The sequence below is a fragment of the uncultured Methanofollis sp. genome (genome assembly GCF_937919355.1).
In the GTDB taxonomy this organism is placed as follows: Archaea; Halobacteriota; Methanomicrobia; order Methanomicrobiales; family Methanofollaceae; genus Methanofollis.
This window is the reverse complement of the sequence record NZ_CALFSA010000040.1, coordinates 1-3,292: the sequence shown is the minus strand read 5'-3', so window position 1 is coordinate 3,292 and position 3,292 is coordinate 1. Positions and strand designations below refer to the sequence as shown.

Here is a 3,292-nt window from a genome sequence, read left to right as displayed (position 1 = left end):
ATGCCTGGGCCCCCTGGAAAGAGGACGAAGACGACGAGGCCGCCTCGCCCATCGCCGACGTCATGGACACCGCCATGAACCTCCTCGCCCCCGCAACCGTCCTCGACATCCTCAAGAACTACACCCTCTATGCCACCGACGCAAAGAACCGGAAGATCAAGATCGTCTGCCGCCACCAGCAGTACGACGCCGGCAACAAGATCGTCAACCGCGTCGTGGACGGCCGTATCAAAAAAGGGCTCATCTGGCACTTCCAGGGCTCGGGGAAATCCTTCCTCATGGTCTTCGCCGCCCAGAAACTCCGTCTCCACCCCGCCCTGAGAAACCCGACCGTGATCGTCGTCGTGGACCGGACCGACCTCGACACCCAGATCAACGCCACCTTCCACACCACCGACATCCCCAACACCGTCAACGCCGGCAGCCGGGAAGACCTCAGGCGCCTCCTCTCCCAGGACACCAGAAAGATCATCATCACCACCATCCACAAGTTTGCCGAGGCCGACGGCGTCCTCAACGAGCGGGCCAACATCATCCTCCTCTGCGACGAGGCCCACCGCACACAGGAGGGCGACCTCGGCCAGAAGATGCGGAAAGCCCTGCCGAACGCCTTCCTCTTCGGCCTCACCGGCACCCCCATCAACCAGGTGGACCGCAACACCTTCCGGGCCTTCGGAGCAACGGAGGACGAGTCAGGGTACCTCAGCATCTACTCCCCCGAGGACGCCATGCGAGACGGCGCCACCCTCCCCCTCCACTTCGAGCCCCGTCTCATCGAGTACCATATCGATCGGGAGGGAATCGACGAGGCCTTCTCCACCCTCACCGACTCCCTTGATGAAGACGAGACACGGGACCTGATCAGGAGGGCCAGCCGCCGGTCCACCTTCGTCCACGCCCGTGAAAGGATTGAAAAGGTGGCCGAGGACATCGTGCACCATTTCAAGGAATCAGTCGAGCCAAACGGCTTTAAGGCGATGATCGTCTGTTATGACCGGCAGTCCTGTGTCCAGTACAAAGAGGCGCTCGATAAACTCCTCCCGCCTGAGGCGTCGGATATCGTCATGACCCTCGGCCGCAGCGACCCCGACGAGTGGAAGCACCGCTGGGACCGGAGCAAGGAGGACGAGGAGAAACTCCTCGACCGCTACCGGGACCCGCTCGACCCCCTGCAGTTTGTCATCGTCACCGCCAAACTCCTCACCGGCTTTGACGCACCCATCCTCCAGACGATGTACCTTGACAAACTCATGAAAAACCACACTCTCCTGCAGGCGATCTGCCGGACCAACCGGCCCTATTCCGGCAAGTCCTTCGGGCTGATCATGGACTACATCGGGGTCTTCGACGAGGTGGCCAGATCCCTCGCCTTCGACGAGAAGAGGATGAGAGAGATCGTCACCAACATCGACAGCCTGAAAGACCAGTTCCCCGAGATGCTCGCCGCCTGCCTCTCCCATTTCCCTGGTGTTGACCGGGGTGTGAACGGGTGGGAGGGACTCATCGCCGCCCAGCAGTGCATCCCAACTAACGAGGCACGCGATGCCTTCGCTCTCGATTATATCAACCTCGCAAAACTCTGGGAGGCCATCTCCCCGGATCCCTTCCTGGCGGCATACAAGGAGGACTACCGCTGGCTTACCCAGGTCTATGAATCGGTGAGACCAGTCAACTGTGCAGGCCGTCTCCTCTGGAAGAAACTCGGGGCGAAGACCCTTGAGATCATCCATGAAAATGTGCACGTCGAAGGGATCAAAGACGACTTCGACAGGATCGTCATCGACGAGGATACGGTGAGGGATCTCCTGGAGAACAGGGACGAGCACACGATCAAGAAACTGGAGATCCAGATCATCAAGCGCCTCAGGAAACATGCAAACAATCCGGCATTCGTCAGGCTCGGGGAGCGTCTGGAGCAGATCAAGGAGCAGTACGAGCGTGGGTTCATCGACAGTCTGGAATTTCTGAAGTCCCTCATCCAGCTCGCACGCGATGTGGTGATGGCCGAGAAAGAGGTTGAAACGGTCGAGGAGCAGCAGCAGGCGAAGGCAGCCCTGACCGAACTTTTTGAGGAGGCACGGACCGATACGACGCCGGTGATCATCGAGAGAATCGTCACCGACATCGACGCGGTGGTGCGGGCTGTCAGGTTCGATGGCTGGCAGCAGAGCAACCCGGGGGAACGGGACGTGAAGAGAGCCCTCAGGGGAGCGCTCAGAAAATACCAGTTGCAGAACGATCAGGATCTCTTCGACAGGGCGTATGAATATATCAGGCAGTATTACTGATCTGTATCAATCCAGCATCTAGGTCGCATCCGTGAACAGACTCCCTGAAAAGCCACCCCTAGCATGGGACGAAGTACCCATTCGGACGATCGAAAAAGAAACGGTGAAGCGGATCAGGGACGGTGTTTCTCCTTCCCCACCTGTGAGGGATGTCTGAAAGAAGGGAAGTGCCCAACCCTCTCCGACGTCATGGGGTCGGACACGTCCATCATGACTAATCCAGATTAGTACTAATCAGGACTAGGGATTTCGTCGACCAGAAGGAGGAGCGGCAGATACATGACGAGGAGTGGCATGACCCGCCTCGGGATCGTGGAGCGCGAGCTGCCGATCCTGGTACGACCTGGCGTACGATCTGGCCGCCATCGAGGGTTTCGTGAGAGGTGAGTGATGCCTTCTGAAGATACCGGAGTTCGATCTCATCAGGTCCGATGAACTCAGCGAGGGCGTCCCCCCCTCAGTGTTGTCGGTATGATGACTGACCTGAAATTACGCAGGGATCGATCATAACCTCCATCATAGATACCTCCGTATACTCAGGTATACCCACCGACACCACCACCATCAAGATCAGGGTCCCCTGAAGCACCGCCTGGACTCTCTGAAGATCCACCCCAGGGAATCCTACACCGACGTGATCGAGCGGCTTGTGGAGATGGCAGTCGATGACGAGCCCCTCAGCGACGCCGCCATCAAGGCCATCGAGGAGTCTCTCGAAGATATCAAATTGGGTCGGGTCTACACCCTTGAGCAGGTCATGGCGGAGCTGAAAGACGAATGAGCTATCGCGTCTTCTTCTCCGCGACGGCCCGCCGTGACATCAAGCGTATCCCGAAGGACTACGCCCTCACGATCGGTACTGCCGCGGAGACGGACCCGAAGAGGCATGTGAAGAAGATACAGGGAGGACAGAACCCGCCATTTTACTCTCTCAGGGTCGGCGAATACCGCGCCATCCTCACCATCGTCGACGACGTGATGGTCATCCACGTGATCGAGGTGGG

General features: G+C 58.7%; 3 protein-coding genes. All 3 read left to right on the top strand.

Translation table 11 applies throughout. The features are described 5' to 3' along the window. On the top strand, positions 1-2,288 hold a 2,288-nt coding region (locus Q0520_RS02080), incomplete at its 5' end, for a type I restriction endonuclease subunit R (protein WP_298665939.1). Between the two features lie 655 nt (positions 2,289-2,943). Then, positions 2,944-3,069: a hypothetical protein gene (locus tag Q0520_RS12145; protein WP_342765229.1), complete on the top strand. Its 126-nt coding sequence runs from the start codon at positions 2,944-2,946 to the stop codon at positions 3,067-3,069. Beyond that, positions 3,066-3,292, top strand: a 227-nt coding sequence (locus Q0520_RS02070; RefSeq protein ID WP_298665937.1) for a type II toxin-antitoxin system RelE/ParE family toxin, incomplete at its 3' end; no start/stop codon positions are given. The genes Q0520_RS12145 and Q0520_RS02070, both read left to right, overlap by 4 nt.

Bases quoted from the DNA above. Each gene is read 5' to 3' on its own strand.
- Q0520_RS12145 (WP_342765229.1), top strand. From the start codon at position 2,944: ATGGCAGTCGATGACGAGCCCCTCAGCGACGCCGCCATCAAGGCCATC.